The following is an 18,435-nucleotide window of genomic DNA, read 5'->3' as shown; positions in this document are numbered from 1 at the left end:
GGATCAGATGGGCGCGCCGATGAGGCGCTCGACAATGGCGATGCCCCAGACCCCGGCGGCGATCGCAATCGAAATCAGCACCGCCAGCGAGCCGCAATCCTTGGCAAGTTGGATGTCGATGTGGAACTCGCGGGAAATAGCGTCGCACGCCGCCTCGATGCCTGTGTTGAGCACCTCGACCATGATCAGGAGCAGAACCGCGCCGATCAGCAAGGCATAGCCGCGCCAGGATACCGAGATGAACCAACCGGCCGGCAGGGCCAGCGCAAGCAGCAACAATTCCTGCTGGAATGCCTTTTCATGGGCAGCCAGCTTGCGGAAAGCCCGCACCGAATTGATGAAAGCGTCGATCAGCCGCTGCATGCCCAGCCCCGTTTCGAGTAACCGTCAGGGGATATCGCAACGGCCGGATCAAGGGAATAAGGCAGCCGCCCCAAAATTCACTCGTCCGCGACCTTTATCGACGGTGTCGACTTCTCGAATTGCGGCAGTCCGTCGTCGATGGCGTAGTAGTCTCCCTTGTCGCCGACGAAGATATGGCTTTCGGCCGAAAGACCCGTCGGCTTGTCGAACGAGCCGGCCATGATCGAGATGGTGTCCAGCTCGCTGTGCTTCCAGAACATCACCGAACCGCAACTGCGGCAGAAGCCGCGTTTGGCAGCGTCCGAAGCGCCGTACCAGCTGAGCGCGTCGGCTCCCTCTATGTCGATCTCGGCATCTTTTGAGGAGGTCGCGGCGACGAAATGGCCGGTCTGCTTGCGGCATTGCGAGCAATGGCAATAGACGACTCCACGCAACAGGCCCCTCGTCCGGAAGCGCACCGCCCCGCACAGGCATGATCCACTGTGATTTTCGTCCATCCCGGGCCTCCTTCGACGTCGTTCGCCTTGATCGTGCCGGACAAGATTCCAGTTTTGCGGTTGCCGGGCGCAGGCAAATACGACACCGAAGAGGCGCCTTTCAAACGCTGTGTCCGCACCGAATTACAGCCTGTGGTAGCAGAGACAGTGAGGAAATGCAGGCCATTAAGGAAACTTTAGCGCAACTGCATCTATGGTTCCTGCAAGCGAAGGTCGTGTTGGGGACGCGCATTCGCGATTCTGATTCAAATCCCCGTGTAGGCGACTCCCGGCGGTGGCAGGTCTCCGGTCGCACTGAAGGGGTAGTGAACGCACTATGCAGCCGGCAGCCGCCCAGACCGACAGGAATAGCGACATCGCCAGCACCGTTGTGGCGACCATGCGCCAGCTCGGCGTGCTCGGCCTGCCGCGCAACTATGAAATCTTCTACGAGGCGCTGAGCGGCAGCAATCACGAGCTCAGCCTCGCCGTCGTTTCGTTGAGCAACAGGCCGACGCAGGAAGACCTCGACCAGATCGGGCGCACCTTCTTCCCGCAGCACCACGGCCCTGCCATCGTCGAGCATGCCCGCGAGATGGTCGCCAAGGAGCTCGAGGACATCGCCGCGCTGCTGCGCAGTGAGCGCACCCATATCGAAAAATACGGCCGCATCCTCGACGAGACGTCGAGCGGCCTGAGCAATCGAAGCCTTCTTTCCCAGGATCTTTTGCAGAAGATTGCCGGCGCCATGTCCGCCGCCACCAACTCGACGCTGGACCACAATCGCCATATCTCCAGCACGCTCAGCGAGAAGACCGCCGAGCTCGAGAGCGTCAAATCGAAGCTGGAGGAATACAAGCGGCTCGCCGATACCGATCCGCTGACGCATATCTGGAATCGCCGCGCCTTCGACAAGGAAATCACCCGCATCTACAACAGCAACCGCGGGATCCTGTTCAACGCGCTGATCCTTGCCGATATCGATCGCTTCAAGGACATCAACGACCGTTACGGCCACCCGGTCGGCGACAAGATCATCCAGATCATCGCCGAGATCCTCCGATCGAGCGTCCGCGCCGACATGTTCGTGGCGCGCACCGGCGGCGAGGAGTTCGCGCTGATTGTCGAAGGCGCCAGCGAAGACACCACCTACGAGATCGCCGAGCGCATCCGCGTGCTGATCGAACAAACGCCGTTCACCAGCAGCCAGACCGGGATGAACTACGGCACGGTGACCGTCTCCATGGGTATCTGCATGGCCTCCGAGGCCGACAGTCCCGAAGACCTCTACACCAAGGCTGACCGCGCGCTCTATCGCTCCAAGGTCAGCGGACGCAACCGCGTCACCAGGCATTCCACCATGACCGGCCGCGCCGGCAAGGGTTGGCTGCTCTACAAGAAAGACTGATTTCGGCGGGCTCCTTCGGCCGATCCCTTTCCAAATGAATTTTTGTGGACTATATTTTCCACAGAAACGAAAGGGTGCGCCTTATGCAACGTCCTGTCGCTGCCGCGACGGCGGCGGAAAATGCCGTCATCACCAAGGCCACGCTGCGCGCGGCCGACCTGCTTGACATCACCGCGAGAACGCTGGCGCTGGTCATCGGCGTCTCGGAAGCGACGGTCTCGCGCATGCGCAAGCAGGAATTCCTGCTCGAGCGCGGCACCAAGCCGTTCGAGCTTGCGGTGCTGTTCGTCCGTCTGTTCCGCTCGCTCGACGCCATCGTCGGCGGCGACGAGACCGTCGCCCGGGCATGGCTGAAGAACCCGAACACGGCGCTCGACGGCACGCCGCTCGAAAAGATCCTGACCATTGCCGGACTTGTCGATGTCATCGCCTACCTGGACTCCCGACGCGCTCTCGTCTGAGGGCGTCGGGCTCGAAGGCAAGTATTGGCGGTTGGTCGAGGCGCAGCACCGCGTCTCGACGCTGAAGCTCGTCGACACACTCGACGAGCAGGGCTTGCTGGAGGACCTGATCGAGGAGACCAAGCCCCAGATCCCGCTCGAATGCCGCCATCTGCACTATCTTCTGGCGACGCCCTTCCGCTACGGCTCGATCTATCCGTACGGCTCGCGCTTCCGCCGCGCGGGCAAGACCAAAGGCGTCTACTACGCCGCCGAGACGGTGCTGACGGCGGTGGCGGAGATGGCCTTCTACCGCTTGCTGTTCTTCGCCGATTCGCCGCAGACGCAATGGCCGAACGACGCGGCCGAATACACCGCCTTTGCCACGTCGATCAGATGCGAGAAGGCCGTCGACCTCACCCGGCCGCCGCTCGACCGCGACGAGAAGGCGTGGACGCATCCGACCGACTATGCCGCCTGCCAGGCCATTGCCGACGTCGCGCGCGAGGCCGGGATGCAGGCGATCCGCTACCGCTCGGCGCGCGACCCGAAGGGCGCCAACATCGCGCTTCTGACCTGCAGGGGTTTTGCCAAGGCAAGGCCGCTGGAACCTCACACCTGGCGCATCCGCATCGGTTCGTTCGGCGTCCAGGCGATCTGCGAATTTCCGGACAAGCGGCTCGAATTCTCAAGGACGACCTTCGCCGATCCGCGTCTGGCGAACATGCGCTGGGAGCGTGGGCGTTAAGGCTCATGCCAGGATGTTGACCGCCCGCGGCCACCAGTGCAATCGTCAGCAGCGAGATCATCGCCTCGGCCATCATCAAGAGCTTGGCGCGCTGGCTGAGCGGCAAGGTGTCGGTCGGCGAGAACGCCGTCGCGTTGGTGAAGGCCAGGAAGAAATAGTCGACGAAGCCGGGCAGCCAGTCGCGGATTTCGCGATCGGGCAGCGTCATTTGCGGGAACAGGAAGTCGGCATGCGCGCGTTTGACCAGGCCGCAGGTCGGCGGCCCGCCGCGGTCGGTGCTCCAGAACCACAGCGCGAAGACGATGACGTTGGTGACCCAGATGTTTAAAGCATCGACCAGCAGCGTCGTGCCGGCGCCGGCATGGCCTTCGAGCAGCTTCTGGACCAGAAAGACCAGCGAGCCGCAATTCATGAAGCTGATGACGCCGGTCATGACCAAGGCGGTGCGGCGGATGAGGAGGCGAAACCGGCCGATCGCATACCAATGTTCGTCATCGACGGCCTTCTGCGTCGCCATTTGCGTCCAGGCGGTTGCGATCGACAACGGCGCGAGCAGCGCCGCCTCGATTGCGGGAGCCAGCCAGCGCGGACCGAACGACAGGTCGTTGATGACGAGAAGCTGCAGGCAGATGACGACAAGCACAGCCGCGCGCGCCGACCAGAAGTCGATCGCGCGGTGGTGGATGATGGCATGCTCGTGACGCATGGCGGAACCTGTGCCGTGTGCGCGGTCTTCTCGGGCCGCGGCGGCGACACCTCCGCCTCAATCTTGGTCCTGCGATGGTCGCGGGCGGACACATTTTCGTAATCGCTCACGTGATCGCACGGACCGAAAAACGAAAAGCGCCGGATTTCTCCGGCGCTTGAGTGATCGATGGGATCGGAGGCAGGCTCAGGCGCTGGCGGCCTGCTTGTGCTGGACCGTATGGCTTTTCTTGAGCAGGTCCGAGACCAGGAAGGCCAGCTCGATCGCCTGGTCGGCATTGAGGCGCGGATCGCAATGGGTGTGGTAGCGATCCTGCAGGTCTTCCGCCGTGATGGCGCGGGCGCCGCCGGTGCATTCGGTGACGTTCTTGCCGGTCATCTCGACGTGGATGCCGCCCGGATGCGTGCCTTCGGCGCGATGCACCTCGAAGGAGGTCTGCACTTCCTTGAGGATGCGGTCGAACGGCCGCGTCTTGTAGCCGGCCGCCTCGATGGTGTTGCCGTGCATCGGATCGGACGACCACACCACGTTGCGGCCTTCCTTCTTCACCGCCCGCACCAGTTTCGGCAGGTGTTCGGCGACCTTGTCGGAGCCGAAGCGCGCGATCAGCGTCAGCCGGCCAGGCTCGTTCTCGGGGTTGAGCAGGTCGATGAGCTCCAGCAGGCCGTCCGGCGTCAGCGACGGCCCGCATTTCAGGCCGAGCGGATTCTCGATGCCACGGCAATATTCGACATGCGCATGGTCGGGCTGGCGGGTGCGGTCGCCGATCCAGATCATGTGGCCGGAGGTCGCGTACCAGTCGCCGGAGGTCGAGTCGACGCGGGTCAGCGCTTCTTCATAGCCGAGCAGAAGCGCCTCGTGGCTGGTGTAGAAATCGGTCTCGCGCAGCGCAAAATTGGTCGCGGATGTGATGCCGACCGCGCGCATGAAATCCATCGTCTCGGTGATGCGGTTGGCAAGCGACTCGTACTTCTCGCCCTGCGGGCTGTCGGCGACGAATCCCAGCATCCAGCGATGCACGTTCTCCAGGCTGGCGTAGCCGCCCTGCGCGAAGGCGCGCAGAAGATTGAGGGTGGCCGCCGACTGGCGGTACGCCATCTCCTGCCGTGCGGGATCCGGGATACGCGAGGAGGCGTCGAATTCGATGCCGTTGATGATGTCGCCGCGGTAGCTCGGCAACGTCACGCCGGCCTTGGTCTCACTGTCGGACGAACGCGGCTTGGCGAACTGACCGGCGACACGGCCGACTTTCACCACCGGCTGCGCGCCGGCGAAGGTGAGCACCACCGACATCTGGAGGAAGACGCGGAAGAAGTCGCGGATGTTGTCGGCGCCATGCTCGGCGAAGCTCTCTGCACAGTCGCCGCCCTGGAGCAGGAAGGCCTCGCCGGCGGCGACCGCCGCCAGTTGCTTCTTCAGCTTGCGCGCCTCGCCGGCAAAGACCAGCGGCGGGTAGGTGGCGAGCCGCGCTTCCGTGGCCTGCAGCGCGCCAAGGTCCGGATAGGCCGGAACCTGCTTGATCGGCTTTGCTCTCCACGAATTCGGCGACCATTTCGTCATCGCTGCACCCAAACGCCCTTTCAGACCGGTTCCCGGAAATGCCAAACGGCCTCCTGCCCGGAAACTGCGTCAAACAAACCGGCGAACGCCCTCGCTCGCCATTCAGCCCCAATATGAGGTGGCGGCTCCTTACACGAAGCCGATTTCCTATTCTAGCCGGGATTTTCGGCAGTGGCGAATGGCTTGAGTTGCCCAGGATGCCATGGTGAAGCCGTTAGGCGGCTTTGTCGACCAGCCGCGCCAACTGCGTCATGACGACCGCCGATCCGGCCAGGCGCTTCTCCGCATTCGGCCAGTCGCGCATGAAGACGACGCTGTGGTCCGCCCGGATCTTGGCCAGCGAGCCCTGCTCGCCGATGAATTTGACCAGCCCGACGGGGTTGGGGAACTCGCGCTTGCGGAAATGGATGACGACGCCCTTGGGGCCGGCGTCGAGCTTCTCGACATTGGCCCTGCGGCAGAGCGCCTTGATGAAGACGATCTTCAACAAGTGCGTCACCTCTTCCGGCAATGGCCCGAAACGGTCGATCAGCTCGGCGCCGAACGCATCGATCTCCTCGGTGCTTTCGAGGTCGCCGAGGCGGCGATAGAGCGCCATCCTAAGCTGCAGGTCGGGCACGTAGCTTTCCGGGATCATCACCGCCGTGCCGACCGCGATCTGCGGCGACCAGCCGCCATCCAGCACTTCGCCCGAATCCTTCACCTCGGCCACCGCCTCTTCCAGCATCTGCTGGTAGAGCTCGAAGCCGACCTCCTTGATATGGCCGGACTGTTCCTCGCCGAGAAGATTGCCGGCGCCCCGGATGTCGAGGTCGTGGCTGGCGAGTTGGAAGCCGGCGCCGAGCGTGTCCAGCGACTGCAGCACCTTCAGCCGGCGCTCGGCCGTGTCGGTGAGCTTGCGGTTGGCCGGCAGCGTGAACAGTGCATAGGCCCGTACCTTGGAGCGGCCGACGCGGCCGCGCAGCTGATAGAGTTGCGCCAGGCCGAACATGTCGGCGCGATGGATGATCAGCGTGTTGGCGGTCGGAATGTCGAGGCCGGATTCGACGATGGTCGTCGACAGAAGCACGTCGTACTGGCCGTCGTAGAAGGCGTTCATGATGTCGTCGAGCTCGCCGGCCGGCATCTGGCCATGGGCGACCGCCACTTTCAACTCCGGCACGGATTCCTTCAGGAAATCATGGATTTCGGCAAGATCGCTGATACGCGGCACGACATAGAAGGAATGGCCGCCGCGATAGCGTTCGCGCAGCAGCGTCTCGCGGATGACCAGCGGATCGAAGGGCGAGATGAAGGTGCGCACCGCCATGCGGTCGACCGGCGGCGTGGCGATCAGCGACAGTTCGCGCACGCCGGTCAGCGCCAGTTGCAGCGTGCGCGGGATCGGCGTCGCCGACAGCGTCAGCACATGCACGTCGTTCTTGAGCTCCTTCAGCCTTTCCTTGTGCTTGACGCCGAAATGCTGCTCCTCGTCGATGATGAGGAGGCCAAGATTCTTGAACGAGATGGAGGACCCGAGCAGCGCATGCGTGCCGACGACGATATCGACCGTGCCGTCGGCGATCCCCTTCTTGGTCTCGGCCAGTTCCTTGGCGCCCACCAGGCGCGAGGCCTGCGCGATGCGGATCGGCAGGCCGGAAAAGCGCTGCGAGAAGGTCTTGAAATGCTGGCGCGACAAAAGCGTCGTCGGCACGACGACCGCGACCTGAAACCCTTCCAGCGCCGCGATGAAGGCGGCGCGCAGCGCCACCTCCGTCTTGCCGAAGCCGACATCGCCGCAGACAAGCCGGTCCATCGGCTTGCCGGCGCCGAGGTCGTCCATGACCGAGTCGATCGCCGTCTGCTGATCGTCGGTTTCCTCGTAGGGGAAGCGCGCGGCGAACTCGCCATAGATCCCCTCGGCGGGAATCATGGTTGGCGCGGCGCGCATCTGACGCTCGGCGGCGATGCGGATCAGTTGCCCGGCCATGTCGAGCAGGCGGCGCTTCAGGCGCGCCTTGCGCGCCTGCCAGGCGCCGCCGCCGAGCTTGTCGAGAGGAGCTTCGGCCGAATCCGAGCCGTAGCGCGACAGAAGCTCGATGTTTTCCACCGGCAGGAACAGCCGGTCGTCGCCGGCATAGTGGATTTCGAGGCAGTCGTGCGGCGCGCCGACCGCTTCGATGGTGCGCAGGCCGACGAAGCGGCCGATGCCGTGATCGGCGTGGACGACGATGTCGCCGGAAGACAGAGACGACGCTTCGGCGATGAAATCGGAAGCCTTCTTCTTGCGCTTCGAACGCCGGATCAACCTGTCGCCGAGAATGTCCTGCTCGGCGACGACGACCATGTCGTCGGTTTCGAAGCCGGATTCGAGCGGCAGCACGGCGAAGCCGGCCTGCCCCGGCTCCAGCTTTTCGACCTCGGCAAGGGTGGCGACGGGCTTGAGGTTGCCGAGATGGTGTTCGGCGAGGATCTGGCCGAGGCGGTCGAGCGAGCCTTCGGTCCAGCCGGCGACGATGACGCGGCGGCGCGCGGCGCGTTCGTCGGCAATATGCTTCACCACGACATCGAAGACATTGATGTTGGGATCGGCGCGCTCTTCGGCGAAGCTGCGGCCTTGCCGCGAACCCGCATGGAACACTCGTTTGCCGCCGACATCGGGCGCATCGAAGACGGTGAAATCGATATCCTCGCGCGGCCCGAGCGAGGCGCGGAGGTTCTCCGGCGAGAGATAGAGCAGGTCCGGTGCCACCGGCTTATAGGGCACCGCATCCTTCAGCGCGGCGTCGGCCTGCTTGCGGCGCGCCTCATAGTGATCGAGGATCAGCGTATGGCGCTCGGCCAGCGCCTCATGCGCCAGATGGTCGAAGACGACAGGCGCATCCGGCAGATAGTCGAACACCGTCTCCAGCCGCTCGTAGAAGAACGGCAGCCAGTGCTCCATGCCGGCAAAGCGCCGGCCTTCGCTCACCGCCGCATAGAGCGCGTCGTCGCGCGACGGCGCGCCAAACGCCTCGATATAGGAGCGGCGGAAGCGGCTGATCGTCTCCGGCGTCAGCGCCACCTCGCTCATCGCCTGCAGCGCCATCGACTTGCGCTGCCCGGTGGTGCGCTGCGTGGCCACGTCGAAGACACGGATCGATTCCAGCGTGTCGCCGAAAAAGTCGAGCCTCAGCGCCTCGCTCCAGCCGGGCGCGAACAGATCGAGGATGCCGCCGCGCACCGCGAACTCGCCGACATCGCGCACCGTCGGCACGCGCTCGAAACCGGAAGTCTCCAGCCGTGCGATCAGCACGTTCATGTCGATCTGGTTGCCGGGCTTGGCATGGAAGGTCTGCGCCTCGATCAGCCCGGCCGGCGGAATGCGCTGCAGGAGCGCATTGGCGGTGGTGAGGATCACGGCGCGATGCGGCTTCTTCGCCAGCGCAATGATGGCGGAAAGGGAGTCGAGCCGCCGCGCGGCGGCGTCCGCGCCAGGCGACACACGATCGTAGGGCAGGCAATCCCAGGCAGGCAGTTCCAGCACCGGCAAGCCGGGGGCGGCAAAGGCGAGCGCATCGATGATCGCCGGCAGCCGCTGGCCGTCACGCGCGACGAACAGCACCGGCTTGTCGGGTGCGATCTCGTGCGCCGTCTCGACCAGCGCGAAGGCTTCGTAGCCGTCTGCGACGCCGTCGACGATGAACTGGCCGGCGCGGCCCTTGGGCAGGCCGATTGAAGGAATGAGGCTCATGCTTTTTTCAAAATGTCATGGTCCGGCGCGACGCCAGGATTTTTTGCAGCACCGCGCAATCGATATCGGACGGAACCGGGCGTTCGCCGGTGATCATCGGCAGGAATTCGGTATCGGGAATTTCGAGGAGCTTTTCATATTGGTCGATTTCGTCGCCGGTCAAGGCGCCGATCTCGGCATCGGCGAAGGTGCCGAGGATCAGGTCCATCTCGCGCATGCCGCGATGCCAGGAGCGGAACAAAAGCTTGCGCCGCCGGGCGTCGAGCCCCTCGCTTGATCGCTGTGTTCCGGTCATCGCGCCGCATCCCAGTTGAAGCGGCGCATATAGCGTGGATAGAGGACGGTGTCAGCCTTGCGCTGCGGCCGTCGCGACATAAGCTGACACGATGCGTCCTTCCATCCTCGATCCGTTGTTCGTTCCGATCACCTCGCTTGCCGGCGTCGGCCCGAAGGTTGGCCTGCTGATCGAACGGGTCGTGCCCGCCGATCTCGGCGACCGCCCTGCGCGCGCGGCCGACCTTCTGTTCGTGCTGCCCAACACGGTGATCGATCGCCGCAGCCGGCCGGGCATCGCGCTCTCGGCCGAAGGCCAGATTGTCACGCTTGAAGTGCGGGTTGACCGCCATCAGCCGCCGCCGCGCGGCAACAGGTCGGTGCCCTACCGCGTCTACGCCCATGACGACACCGGCGAGATCGCGCTGACCTTCTTCCACGCCCATGCCGCCTACCTGCAGAAGATGCTGCCGGAAGGCGAGCGCGTCGTGATCTCCGGGCGCATGGAGTGGTTCAACGGCCGCCCGACCATGGTCCATCCCGACCATATCGCGCCGATCGACGAGGCCGAGGGCCTGCCGCTGGTCGAGCCAGTCTATCCGCTCACCGCCGGCCTGTCGGCCAAGGTGCTTCGCCGCGCCATCGGGCAGGGGCTCGGCCGCCTGCCGGACCTGCCGGAATGGCAGGACGACGCCTTCAAGCGCCGCCACACTTTTCCCGCCTTCGGCGATGCGCTCATTCGCATCCACAACCCGAAGGACCCGATCGACGTCGCCGTCGAAGGGGCGGCATGGCGACGCCTGGCTTACGACGAGTTCCTGGCCGGACAGGTGTCGCTGGCGCTGGTGCGGGCCAGAATTCGCCGCCTGTCGGGCCGACCGCTTGTCGGCGACGGCCGCATCGTCGAGAAGCTGCGCGCAGCCCTGCCCTACAAGCTCACCCCTAGCCAGGAATTCGCGCTCGGCGAGATCAATGCCGATCTGGCCGATCCCGAGCGCATGCTGCGCCTGCTGCAGGGCGATGTCGGCTCCGGCAAGACGGTAGTGGCGCTGCTCGCCATGGGCCGCGCCGTCGAGGCCGGCGGCCAGGCGGCGCTGATGGCGCCGACAGAAATCCTGGCGCGGCAGCATCTGGCGACCATCGCCCCGCTGGCGGAAAAAGCCGGGCTGCGCGTCGCCATCCTCACCGGCCGTGAGAAAGGCCGCGAGCGCACCGAGACGCTGGAAGGGCTTGCCGGCGGCGTGATCGACATCGTCGTCGGCACGCACGCCCTGTTCCAGGAAACGGTGGCGTTTCATGATCTGGTTCTCGCCGTTGTCGACGAGCAGCACCGCTTCGGCGTGCACCAGCGGCTGGCGATCACCGCCAAGGGCGATGCGCCCGACATGCTGGTGATGACGGCAACCCCGATCCCGCGCACGCTGGTGCTGACCGCCTTCGGCGACATGGACGTCTCGAAGCTCACCGAGAAGCCGGCCGGCCGGCAGCCGATCCGCACCGTGACCTTGCCGCTGGAGCGGCTGGACGAACTGGTGGGGCGCATGCACGACGCCGTCGCCGAGGGTCAGAAGATCTACTGGATCTGCCCCCTGGTCGAGGAATCCGAAGAGATCAAGCTGATGTCGGCGGAGGATCGCTTCGCTTCGCTGAAACCGCTGTTCGGCGACCGGATCGGCCTCGTGCATGGAAGGATGAAGGGCGCCGAGAAGGACGAGGCGATGCGCGCCTTCAAGCAGGGCGAGACGCGTATATTGATCGCGACCACCGTCATCGAGGTCGGCGTCGACGTTCCGGACGCGACGATCATGGTCATCGAGCATGCCGAGCGCTTCGGCCTCGCGCAACTGCATCAGTTGCGCGGCCGGGTCGGGCGCGGCGATCGGCCCTCCTCCTGCGTGCTGCTCTACAAGGACCCGCTCGGCGAGACGGCAAAGCGTCGGCTTTCGGTAATGCGGGAGACCGAGGACGGCTTCCGCATCGCCGAGGAGGACCTGAAGCTGCGCGGCGAAGGCGAGTTGCTCGGCACCCGCCAGTCCGGCACGCCGGGCTTCCAGGTGGCGCGCATCGAATTCCACGCCGACCTGCTCGAAGCCGCGCGCGACGACGCGCGGCTGATCCTGTCGCGCGATCCGGAACTGCAGTCCGGGCGCGGCGAGGCGCTTCGGCTGTTGCTCTACCTGTTCGGGCGCGACGAGGCGGTGCGGCTGCTGCGCGCCGGCTGAGCTGCGCCAATCGCCGGATTGGCGAGCGCCCCCTCGATGGGCTCGCCATTCAGCGTCACCAGCTTCGCCTTGACCTCCGGCGCCACCATGCCGGCTGAAACGATCAGCTTGGCGCCGTCCTCGATGCTCATGTCGAGCAGCACGATCTCGGATTTATGCACATACATCAGGAAGCCGGTGGTCGGGTTCGGCGTGCAGGGCATGAACACCGCGATGAGCGGATCGCCTTCCTGGTCGAGTTTCTGGTTGATCTCGGTTTCCTTTTCGCTGGCGACGAAGACCAGCGACCAGACCCCTTTTCGCGGATACTCGACCAGACCGACCTGGCGGAACATGTCGCCCTTGTTCGAAAGCACCGTCTCGAAGATCTGCTTCAGCGAGCCATAGATGCCGCGCACCAGCGGCATGCGCCCGAGCAGTCGCTCGCCGAAATTGACGATGGCGCGGCCGACGATGTTTGCCGTCAGGAAGCCGATCAGCGTGATCAACACCAGCGCCACGATCAGGCCGAAGCCGGGGACGGGAAACGGCAGATAGGTATCGGGATTGTAGCGTGCCGGAATGTAGGGCTTCACCCAGGAATCGACCCAGCCGATCAGCGACCAGGCGATATAGGCGGTGATCGCCAGCGGCGCGCAGACGATGAAACCGGTCAGGAAATAGTTCCTGAGCCGGGTCATGCCAGAGGTCTTCAGGGCGTCGGACATGGGTTCACCGCGGCGCAGGTTGCAACGCCGAGATTAGTGAAGCGCGAGCCGGTTTGGAACAGCGAAGTTTTTAAAGGCGCCGGCTAAGCCGCGGCATCCATTGGCACGATCTTCTCGAGTTCCGCCGCGATCTTTCGCGCCTCGGTCTCGAGTTCGTAGGCCGCGCCGATGGAAAATCGAACTGATCGAGAAAGCCAATCCCGAGTGGTTCGAGCTTTTCCGCGGTACCGGGTGGTAGCGCCTAATTCTGCGCTGCTTTGATCCACTCAAACGTCACGGAATGGATCCTCGGGTCTGCGCAGGAGCTTCGCTCCTGCTCCGCCCGTGGATGACGAAAGAAGGGACCATCGGCAGCTGTACTTCGAACTACTGTGCACGAAGCAAGCTGTGACGGTGCTATTCCACCGTCACCGATTTCGCCAGATTGCGCGGCTGGTCGACGTCGGTGCCCATGAACACGGCGGTGAAATAGGCGAGCATCTGGATCGGCAGCGCGTAGATGATGGGCGAAATGATCTCCGGCACTTCGGGCAGGATGATCGTCTCCATCGTCTTGATGCCCGCCTGCGCTGCGCCCTTGGCGTCGGTGATCAGGATGATCTTGCCGCCGCGCGCCGCCACTTCCTGCATGTTCGACACCGTCTTTTCGAAGATGCGGTCATGCGGCGCGATGACGATCACCGGCATGTTCTCGTCGATCAGCGCGATCGGCCCATGCTTCAGCTCGCCGCCGGCATAGCCCTCGGCATGAATGTAGGAGATTTCCTTCAGCTTCAGCGCCCCTTCCATGGCCAAAGGGAAATTGGTGTCGCGGCCGAGATAAAGCACGTCCTTGTAGCGGGAGAGCTCGCGCGAGATGCGTTCGATATGCTCGTCGAGCTTCAGCACCTGTGTGGCGAAGCGCGGCGCCTCGGAGAGCTCGCGCACCAGCCGCTTCTCCTCGTCGCGCGAGATCGTGCCGCGCGCAACGCCTGCACGCACCGCGAGCGAAGCCAGCACGGACAGCTGGCAGGTGAAGGCTTTGGTCGAGGCGACGCCGATTTCCGGCCCGGCAAGCGTCGGCAGCACGACGTCGGATTCGCGCGCCATGGTCGATTCCCGCACATTGACGACGGCGCCGATCTTCATGCCGGCCTGGCGGCAGTAGCGCAGCGAGGCCAGCGTGTCGGCGGTCTCGCCCGACTGCGAGATGAAGAAGGCCGCGTCGTTCGCCGACAACGGCATCTCGCGATACCGGAATTCCGAGGCGACATCGATGTCGACCGGCAGCCGCGCATAGCGCTCGAACCAGTATTTGCTGATCAGCCCGGCGAGATAGGCGGTGCCGCAGGCCGAGAGCGCCAGCCGGCCGATCTTGGCGAAGTCGAAGGGCAGCTCCAGCGGCTTCGACACGCCGGCGACGAAATCGACATAATGCGCCAGCGTGTGCGAGATCACCTCGGGCTGCTCATGGATTTCCTTTTCCATGAAGTGCCGGCGATTGCCCTTGTCGACCATGAAGCTGGTCGACAGCGACTGCTGCCGCTTGCGGTCGACCTTGTTGCCATCGATGTCGTAGATGGTCACGCTTTCGCGACGAACCACCGCCCAGTCGCCGTCCTCGAGATAGGTGATGGAATTGGTGAAGGGAGCCAGCGCAATCGCGTCCGAGCCCAGGAACATTTCGCCGTCGCCATGGCCGACGGCCAATGGCGGGCCGTTGCGGGCGCCGACGATCAGGTCCTCGTCGCCCTTGAACATGATTGCCAGCGCGAAAGCGCCCGAGAGCCGCTTGAGCGCCTGGTGCGCGGCCTCCACCGGCTTCAGCCCCTTGGCGAGTTCCCGCGCCACCAGATGGGCGACGACCTCGGTGTCGGTCTGCGAGGAGAAGGTGTAGCCGTCGCGGACAAGCTCGTCGCGCAGCTCGGCGAAATTCTCGATGATGCCGTTGTGGACGATGGCGACGCCGTCTGAAAAATGCGGATGCGCGTTGGTCTCGTTCGGCACGCCATGGGTGGCCCATCGCGTGTGGCCGATACCGATCGTGCCGTCGAGCGGATCTTCCTTCAGGCGCCGCTCGAGGTTGATCAGCTTGCCTTCGGCGCGGCGGCGGCCGAGCGTTCCATTCTCGATGGTGGCGACGCCTGCCGAGTCATAGCCGCGATATTCGAGCCGCTTCAGCGCGTCGACGATGAGCGGCGCGACCTGCGAATGGCCGACGATTCCAACGATACCGCACATGCGCTGCCCCCGATTCCTTGCAGAAACCCGGCGTTATCTAAGGATTGCCGGCCTTGCGCGAAAGTCACTTTGCGTTTCGTTCCGTGTCACCCGGAACGGTTTTTTGCACCGATGCACCATGACAGGCCGCGCTTGCAATCCGGTTACTGCAATTGCTCGGTTTTTCAATCGTTCGTTGTTGGTCTGCAAAGGTTCAAGTTAGGATGCGCGCCATGAACAGAACCGAACGAGTTGTAACCCTTTGGCGCCCAGTAGGGCCTGCAGAGCTGAAGCTGATCGAGGCATCGGGGATGCGGGAGTTTCCGCCGCGCTTGCCTGACCAGCCGATCTTCTACCCGGTCCTCTCCGAAGCCTACGCAATACAGATCGCCCGGGACTGGAATGTGCCGGCGAGCGGTTCCGGCTTCGTGACCCGGTTTGACGTCCTGAAAAGCTTCCTCAACAGCTACCGGGTCGAGCATGCGGGCAGCAAAGCGCATCTCGAATATTGGATACCGGCAGAGGATCTGCATGCCTTCAACGAGGCGATCGTCGGCAAGATCAAGGTGACGGCCGCTTTCGGAAAAGCCGCCGAAAGCGCCGGCTGACTACTCCGCCGCTTTCTTCCTTGCCGCGGCCGCAGAGGCGAAGCGCTCCCGCAATTCCTTCCCCTTGCCGGGCAGCGTCTTTTGGCGGGCGCGGCCGAAGGCCAGCGCATCGTCGGGCACGCTCTCGGTAATCACGCTGCCAGAGGCGATATAGCCGCCCTTGCCGATCGTCACCGGCGCCACCAGCGAGGAGTTTGAGCCGACAAAGGCGCCCTCGCCGATGTCGGTGAAGAATTTCGAATAGCCGTCATAGTTGCAGGTGATTGTGCCGGCGCCGATATTGGCCGCGGCGCCCACCCGCGCGTCGCCGATATAGGTCAGGTGGTTGACCTTGGCGCCTTCCTCGATGGTCGCCTGCTTGACTTCGCAGAAATTGCCGACCTTGGCCTTCTGCTTCAAGTCGGCGCCCGGCCGCAGCCGCGCGAACGGCCCGACATCGCAGTTGGAGGCGATCGTCGCGCCCTCGATATGGCTGAAGGCATGGATCCTGGCGGCCGAGGCGACCCTGACGCCCGGACCGAACCAGACATTCGGCTCGACGATCGTGTCGGCGCCGATCTCGGTGTCGTGCGAGAAATAGACCGTTTCCGGCGCAATCAACGTCACGCCGGAAAGCATCGCCTCGCGCCGCCGGCGCGCCTGCCAGATGGCCTCCGCCTCGGCGAGCTCTGCCCGGTTGTTGATGCCGAGCGCGCTCTCGAAGCTCGCCTCCGTAGCCACCACATCGAGGCCCTCCGCACCCGCGATCTCGACGATGTCGGTGAGGTAGAACTCGCCCTTGGCATTGCTGTTGCCGACCTTGTCGAGCAATCGAAGCGCATGCTTGCCGGCCACCGCCATCATGCCGGCATTGCAGAAGCCGATCTTCTTTTCCTCTTCAGAGCAGTCTTTTTCTTCGCGGATGGCGACGAGCCGGCCGTCCTTCTCGATCAGCCGCCCATAGCCGGTCGGATTGGGCGGACGGAAGCCGATGACCGCGACGGCGGCACCATGCGCCAATTTCTGCCGCGCGGCGGCCAATGCACCGGCGTCGATCAGCGGCGTGTCGCCGAACATGACGAGAATATCGTCATAACCCTTTGATATCGCTTCGCGCGCGACAAGCACCGCATGCGCGGTGCCAAGCCGTTTCTCCTGCACGAACGTCTCCGCCTTCGGCGCGAATTTCTGCGCCGCCTTCCTCATTTCCTCGGCGCCATGACCGATCACCAGCGCCAGACCCGTCGCGCCGGCTGCCTCTGCCGCCTTCACCACATGTGCGACCATCGGCAGGCCGGCAATGGCATGCAGCACCTTCGGCATCGCGCTTTTCATGCGCGTGCCTTCGCCGGCGGCGAGGATGACGGACAGGCAGGATCTCTGGCTCATGGATGGGCAACCATATGAAAGAGCTGAATCAAAAGCATGCTAGCAGCCGCGTGATGCTGCACCAATGCGGTTAAATTCCGGTGAGACGGTAGAAGCGCTGACTCTTAGTCAGCGGGTCCATAGTTCGATCCTTTGCCCATAGCTGGAACATTACCCCAATTGTCCCAGCACCGGAAAGTTCTCCAGCAGCCAATAGGAGGCGCTCTGCACGCCGCCCGTGAGGAAGAACACGCCGGCCACGACCAGCAGCGCGCCGATCGCCTTCTCGACCCGGCCGAGATGGACGCGGAATTTGCCGAGGAAGCGCATGAAGGCGCCGGAAAACAGCGCCGCGACCAGGAAGGGAATGCCGAGGCCGAGCGAGTAGGCGGCGAGCAGCAGCGCTCCCTCGCCCACCGTCTCGCGGCCGCCGGCAAGCGTCAGGATCGGTCCCAGTACCGGGCCGATGCAGGGCGTCCAGCCGAAGGCGAAGGCGAGCCCCATGACATAGGCGGCAACCATGCTGGCGGGCTTGCCCTGCGACTGGAAGCGCGCCTCGCGCGACAGAAGCGGGATGCGCAGGATGCCGAGGAAGTTCAGGCCCATGATGATGATCAGCGCGCCCGCCACCATCGCCAGTTGTTCCTGCCAGACGCGCAGCAGGTGGCCGATGGTCGAGGCGCTGGCGCCGAGCGCGACGAAGACGGTGGAGAAGCCGAGCACGAAGGCCAGCGAGGCATAAAGCAGCGCGCCGCGCGCGCCTTCGCGCGCCGCCACGCCCTGATTGCCGCGGAAGTCATCGACCGAGACGCCGGCCATGTAGCAGAGATAAGGCGGCACCAGCGGCAGCACGCAAGGCGACAGGAACGAGATTGCCCCCGCCCCGACCGCGCTCACATAGCCGATGTCCAATGCCATTTCATGAAGCCCCGGTTGTGCTGGCGCCGATATAGCGATGCCGGAGGGTCTTCGCCAATCACCAATGCGTGGCAAGTCGCCGCTCTATATCAATGAATTGGAAGAAACGGCGCCTCGAATGCGTTGACCAGAACGAGCCGTGAGCTCCGCACACTTCGTTTTTTTCAAACGTCAGGGAGGTTGTCATGAAGTCGATTGTAACAGGATTGGCGGCACTTTTGCTCGGCACTGTCGCGTGCCATGCCGCCGAGGCGTGGAAGGAGGCCGAAGTCGGCGGCAAGAAGATCTACACCGATGCCACGGGCATGACGCTCTACACCTATGACAAGGACGAGAAGGGCAAGTCCAATTGCTACGACAAATGCGCCGCCAACTGGCCGCCGCTGAAAGCCAAGGCGAGCGCGAAGGCGGAAGGCGAATGGTCTGTCGTCAAACGCACCGACGGCACTCATATGTGGGCCTATGACGGCAAGCCGGTCTACACCTTCGTCAAGGACAAGAAGGCCGGCGACATGGCCGGCGAAGGCGTCGCGGGCGTCTGGCACGTGGCCAAGGCCGATTGAGTCTTGTGGAGTATCGGCTGGCTGCCCATTTCATCCGGCGGCGGCCAGCCCTGTAGCTTTCGTCTCCGGCCGGACAATTCGTGGTCCGGGACACGAACCGGCACGTCCCCAAAAAAGTGATCCTCGCCATACACTCTAAGAGTGTATCGCTGGCGGCGCGCCGGCAAATTGGCTCCTTCCCCTTG

The 18,435-nt window shown here is 64.1% G+C and carries 15 protein-coding genes and 1 pseudogene; 6 read left to right on the top strand and 10 right to left on the bottom strand.

Annotated elements, in window-relative coordinates; all coding sequences use genetic code 11:
• Positions 1-3 precede the first annotated feature (3 nt).
• Together EJ067_RS31040 and EJ067_RS31035 are read right to left on the bottom strand one after the other, a co-directional pair.
• Positions 4-363: a diacylglycerol kinase gene (locus EJ067_RS31040; RefSeq protein WP_126088914.1), complete on the bottom strand. Its 360-nt coding sequence runs from the start codon at positions 361-363 to the stop codon at positions 4-6.
• A 77-nt stretch (positions 364-440) separates the two neighbouring features.
• Positions 441-860: a GFA family protein gene (locus EJ067_RS31035; RefSeq protein WP_126088913.1), complete on the bottom strand. Its 420-nt coding sequence runs from the start codon at positions 858-860 to the stop codon at positions 441-443.
• 316 nt (positions 861-1,176) lie between these two features.
• Here EJ067_RS31035 and EJ067_RS31030 point away from each other — a divergent pair, with 316 nt between their 5' ends.
• From EJ067_RS31030 to EJ067_RS31020, 3 genes are all read left to right on the top strand, one after another.
• Positions 1,177-2,247 (top strand): GGDEF domain-containing protein, encoded by a 1,071-nt coding sequence (locus EJ067_RS31030; protein WP_126088912.1) that lies wholly within the window; start codon positions 1,177-1,179, stop codon positions 2,245-2,247.
• A gap of 83 nt (positions 2,248-2,330) precedes the next feature.
• Entirely contained in the window at positions 2,331-2,708 is a 378-nt protein-coding gene (locus EJ067_RS31025; RefSeq protein WP_059185195.1) for an antitoxin Xre/MbcA/ParS toxin-binding domain-containing protein, read from the top strand.
• Positions 2,668-3,435, top strand: a complete 768-nt coding sequence (locus EJ067_RS31020) for an RES family NAD+ phosphorylase (protein ID WP_126088911.1) — start codon at positions 2,668-2,670, stop codon at positions 3,433-3,435. The genes EJ067_RS31025 and EJ067_RS31020 overlap by 41 nt, the downstream gene beginning before the upstream one ends.
• Before the next feature lie 3 nt (positions 3,436-3,438).
• On the opposite strand, the pseudogene EJ067_RS35865 reads toward EJ067_RS31020, so the two are convergent.
• From EJ067_RS35865 to EJ067_RS31000, 4 genes and pseudogenes are all read right to left on the bottom strand, one after another.
• A pseudogene (locus EJ067_RS35865) lies at positions 3,439-4,141 on the bottom strand (hypothetical protein).
• Between the two features lie 186 nt (positions 4,142-4,327).
• Positions 4,328-5,701: a 3-deoxy-7-phosphoheptulonate synthase class II gene (locus EJ067_RS31010; protein WP_126088910.1), complete on the bottom strand. Its 1,374-nt coding sequence runs from the start codon at positions 5,699-5,701 to the stop codon at positions 4,328-4,330.
• A 214-nt stretch (positions 5,702-5,915) separates the two neighbouring features.
• The gene (gene mfd, locus EJ067_RS31005) at positions 5,916-9,413 is read right to left on the bottom strand and encodes a transcription-repair coupling factor (protein ID WP_126088909.1); all 3,498 of its coding nucleotides are present in this window, start codon (positions 9,411-9,413) and stop codon (positions 5,916-5,918) included.
• A gap of 7 nt (positions 9,414-9,420) precedes the next feature.
• Positions 9,421-9,708: a succinate dehydrogenase assembly factor 2 gene (locus EJ067_RS31000; RefSeq protein WP_126088908.1), complete on the bottom strand. Its 288-nt coding sequence runs from the start codon at positions 9,706-9,708 to the stop codon at positions 9,421-9,423.
• Positions 9,709-9,799: 91 nt separating this feature from the next.
• On the opposite strand from EJ067_RS31000, the gene recG reads away from it, so the two are divergent.
• Entirely contained in the window at positions 9,800-11,908 is a 2,109-nt protein-coding gene (gene recG, locus EJ067_RS30995; protein ID WP_126088907.1) for an ATP-dependent DNA helicase RecG, read from the top strand.
• Here recG and EJ067_RS30990 read toward each other — a convergent pair.
• Both EJ067_RS30990 and glmS read right to left on the bottom strand, forming a co-directional pair.
• The gene (locus EJ067_RS30990) at positions 11,860-12,615 is read right to left on the bottom strand and encodes a DUF502 domain-containing protein (protein ID WP_126088906.1); all 756 of its coding nucleotides are present in this window, start codon (positions 12,613-12,615) and stop codon (positions 11,860-11,862) included. The genes recG and EJ067_RS30990 overlap by 49 nt on opposite strands.
• 396 nt (positions 12,616-13,011) lie before the next feature.
• Positions 13,012-14,835, bottom strand: a complete 1,824-nt coding sequence (gene glmS, locus EJ067_RS30980; RefSeq protein WP_126088905.1) for a glutamine--fructose-6-phosphate transaminase (isomerizing) — start codon at positions 14,833-14,835, stop codon at positions 13,012-13,014.
• Positions 14,836-15,047: 212 nt separating this feature from the next.
• Between glmS and EJ067_RS30975 the strand changes: the two genes are divergently transcribed.
• Entirely contained in the window at positions 15,048-15,422 is a 375-nt protein-coding gene (locus EJ067_RS30975; protein WP_126089811.1) for an ADP-ribosylation/crystallin J1, read from the top strand.
• Here EJ067_RS30975 and glmU read toward each other — a convergent pair whose 3' ends face one another.
• Positions 15,423-16,790 (bottom strand): bifunctional UDP-N-acetylglucosamine diphosphorylase/glucosamine-1-phosphate N-acetyltransferase GlmU, encoded by a 1,368-nt coding sequence (gene glmU / locus EJ067_RS30970; RefSeq protein ID WP_126088904.1) that lies wholly within the window; start codon positions 16,788-16,790, stop codon positions 15,423-15,425.
• A 150-nt stretch (positions 16,791-16,940) separates the two neighbouring features.
• Positions 16,941-17,687: a cytochrome c biogenesis CcdA family protein gene (locus EJ067_RS30965; RefSeq protein ID WP_126088903.1), complete on the bottom strand. Its 747-nt coding sequence runs from the start codon at positions 17,685-17,687 to the stop codon at positions 16,941-16,943.
• Positions 17,688-17,872: 185 nt separating this feature from the next.
• Here EJ067_RS30965 and EJ067_RS30960 point away from each other — a divergent pair, with 185 nt between their 5' ends.
• Positions 17,873-18,250: a hypothetical protein gene (locus EJ067_RS30960; RefSeq protein WP_126088902.1), complete on the top strand. Its 378-nt coding sequence runs from the start codon at positions 17,873-17,875 to the stop codon at positions 18,248-18,250.
• Positions 18,251-18,435 lie beyond the last annotated feature (185 nt).

The organism is Mesorhizobium sp. M1D.F.Ca.ET.043.01.1.1 (assembly GCF_003952385.1).
In the GTDB taxonomy this organism is placed as follows: Bacteria; Pseudomonadota; Alphaproteobacteria; order Rhizobiales; family Rhizobiaceae; genus Mesorhizobium.
Note: the sequence above shows the minus strand (reverse complement) of the source record. Positions and strands in the feature narration are given on the sequence as shown.